General features: G+C 69.8%; 3 protein-coding genes and 2 pseudogenes. 4 read left to right on the top strand and 1 reads right to left on the bottom strand.

Annotated elements, in window-relative coordinates:
- From G6017_RS10105 to G6017_RS16780, 4 genes and pseudogenes are all read left to right on the top strand, one after another.
- Positions 1-640: pseudogene (locus G6017_RS10105) on the top strand (hypothetical protein); the annotation flags it as partial.
- Positions 630-806, top strand: coding sequence for a hypothetical protein (locus G6017_RS10100; protein ID WP_182617201.1), 177 nt, complete (start codon positions 630-632; stop codon positions 804-806). The pseudogene G6017_RS10105 and the gene G6017_RS10100, both read left to right, overlap by 11 nt.
- A gap of 91 nt (positions 807-897) precedes the next feature.
- The gene (locus G6017_RS16785; protein ID WP_241731461.1) at positions 898-1,098 is read left to right on the top strand and encodes a hypothetical protein; all 201 of its coding nucleotides are present in this window, start codon (positions 898-900) and stop codon (positions 1,096-1,098) included.
- A 15-nt stretch (positions 1,099-1,113) separates the two neighbouring features.
- Positions 1,114-1,410 (top strand): cupin domain-containing protein, encoded by a 297-nt coding sequence (locus tag G6017_RS16780; protein ID WP_347237983.1) that lies wholly within the window; start codon positions 1,114-1,116, stop codon positions 1,408-1,410.
- A 31-nt stretch (positions 1,411-1,441) separates the two neighbouring features.
- Here the strand turns inward: G6017_RS16780 and G6017_RS16495 are convergent.
- Positions 1,442-1,886, bottom strand: a pseudogene (locus G6017_RS16495) (hypothetical protein); the annotation flags it as partial.

Genomic DNA, 1,886 nt, shown 5'->3' with positions numbered 1-1,886 from the left:
CGACGAGATCACCCAGGAGGTCGTCGACGGGCATGTCGAGGCGCTCGGCCAGGCGTTGGCCACCGTCGGGTCGCTGGATCAGCACTACGGCCGGGAGATCGACGCCATTGCCGGGATGATGCATCGGGCCATCCCGACCGAGGTGGACAGGGCGACCATCCCTGGGCCGGATGCAGTGATTCTCGGAACCGGCATCACCGCAGGTAGCGGGGCCGTCAGAGAAGGGGCGTCTGCTCTCGCGGACGAGCACGACCCCGAGACAAGGGGCAGACACAAGGCCGATCCGATGCCCGATGACGCCGGGCGCCGGGCCGCCGGACTGCTTCGGGGAGCCGGCCGGCTCGCCGGACCCGCGGGCGGGGGGTTCACGGCGTACGAGGGCGTCACGGGGTATGCCAGGGGGGAGACCACTGCCGAGGAGGCGATTCTCGAGACGGGCGGGGCTCTTGGCGGCGGCATGGCCGGCGGGGCCCTTGCCGGAGCGGCTGCGGGGTCGTTCTTCGGGCCAGTGGGCACGTTCATCGGGGCGGGAATCGGCGCCGGGGTCGGTGCGTGGGCGGGACAGGAAGTCGGCGGCGCGGTGCACGATGCCGTATACGACGCCGGCCCAGATGCGGAAGGAACCGAGGATGGCAACTGAGCCGGACGGTTGCCCGGCCGAGGAAGGCGATCCGCCGTTCTCACGCTGGGCCGACATCAAGAAGCGTTTCGTGGCGAGTTTGTGGCATGACATACAGAACCGGACGCAGTTCCTCCTGGGGGTTGCACTGTTCATCGTCGGCCTGGTCTGGGCGGCGTTCTTCTAGTGGAACTCGCTCGGCCATGCCGGCTGCGGCCGCGTGCCAGGGGTTCCCGCGCCGGGGGTTCCCGCGCCGGGGTCGCGGTCGTATGATTTGCATGATGAGCGGCATTGATGATAAAGAGACGCCTCCTGGTCCTCACGTCGTGCGCGCAGGCCAGGGCGACGTGACGGGCGAACCCGGACTGCTGGACCGGTACCTCATCGAGAGCCAGGTATCCGGCGGCCGGGTCGCGATCATCGAGCACATCGTGAACCCCAGGACGTTGGCCGCCCCGATGCACCGGCACAGCCGGTAAGACGAGTACACATTCGTGCTGGCGGGCACCATCGGCTTCATCGAGGAGGGCGTCGAGATCACGGCGACGCCGGGGGACCTCCTGGCCAAGCCGCGCGGTCGCTGGCACACGTTCTGGAATGCTGGCGACGACGAACTCCGTGTGCTCGAGATCATCGTGCCGGGCGGCCTCGAGGCATTGTTCCGCCGCCTCGCCGAGCCGGGAGGGGGGTACTCGCCCGATACGCTCCCCTCGCTCGCTGCCGAGTACGGCGCGGAGATCGACTTCGAGGCGACGATGCCGCTGGTGGAGCGGCACGGGTTGGCGTTCTAGGAATGGACGTCGGTCGGGCAAGGGCCCGCCGTCATGATCCAACGATTGGCCGTCCGACGACCCGGCCGACATAGGCGGTCTCCTGCTGCTGCTCTTGTTCGGCGGCGGCGTCGTCGGGAGGCGGCGTTCGTCCCAGAACCGCGGGGGCGACCTTGACCGGTTCCCCGATGATCTCCGAGGTGTTGGTGGCGTTGGTCAGGTATCCGGCCGGCGTGTGACCGCGTCGGCCCTCGTTCTGTCCGGCCCCTGCCGCGCCCATCATGCCCATCGGCATCATCCCTGCGCGGCTGGCCTGGGAACCACCATGTGACGACGAGAATGCCCCTGCGGGTGCTCCCGCAGGTCCCGAGCCCGCCGACATGCCGCCGCCGCCCGGTACTCCTGCCGTCGGTCCGCCGGTTCCGAAGCCGCCCGGGCTCCCGAAGCCCGCCAGGGTGCCTGCGCCACCCATCCTGGCCGCCCCGGCTCCTGCTCCC

The organism is Dietzia sp. B44 (assembly GCF_014145245.1).
GTDB classification, from domain to species: Bacteria; Actinomycetota; Actinomycetes; order Mycobacteriales; family Mycobacteriaceae; genus Dietzia; species Dietzia natronolimnaea.
Note: the sequence above shows the minus strand (reverse complement) of the source record. Positions and strands in the feature narration are given on the sequence as shown.

Coding starts and splice junctions, on each gene's coding strand:
- G6017_RS16785 (WP_241731461.1), top strand. CDS start 898: ATGATGAGCGGCATTGATGATAAAGAGACGCCTCCTGGTCCTCACGTC.
- G6017_RS10100 (WP_182617201.1), top strand. CDS start 630: ATGGCAACTGAGCCGGACGGTTGCCCGGCCGAGGAAGGCGATCCGCCG.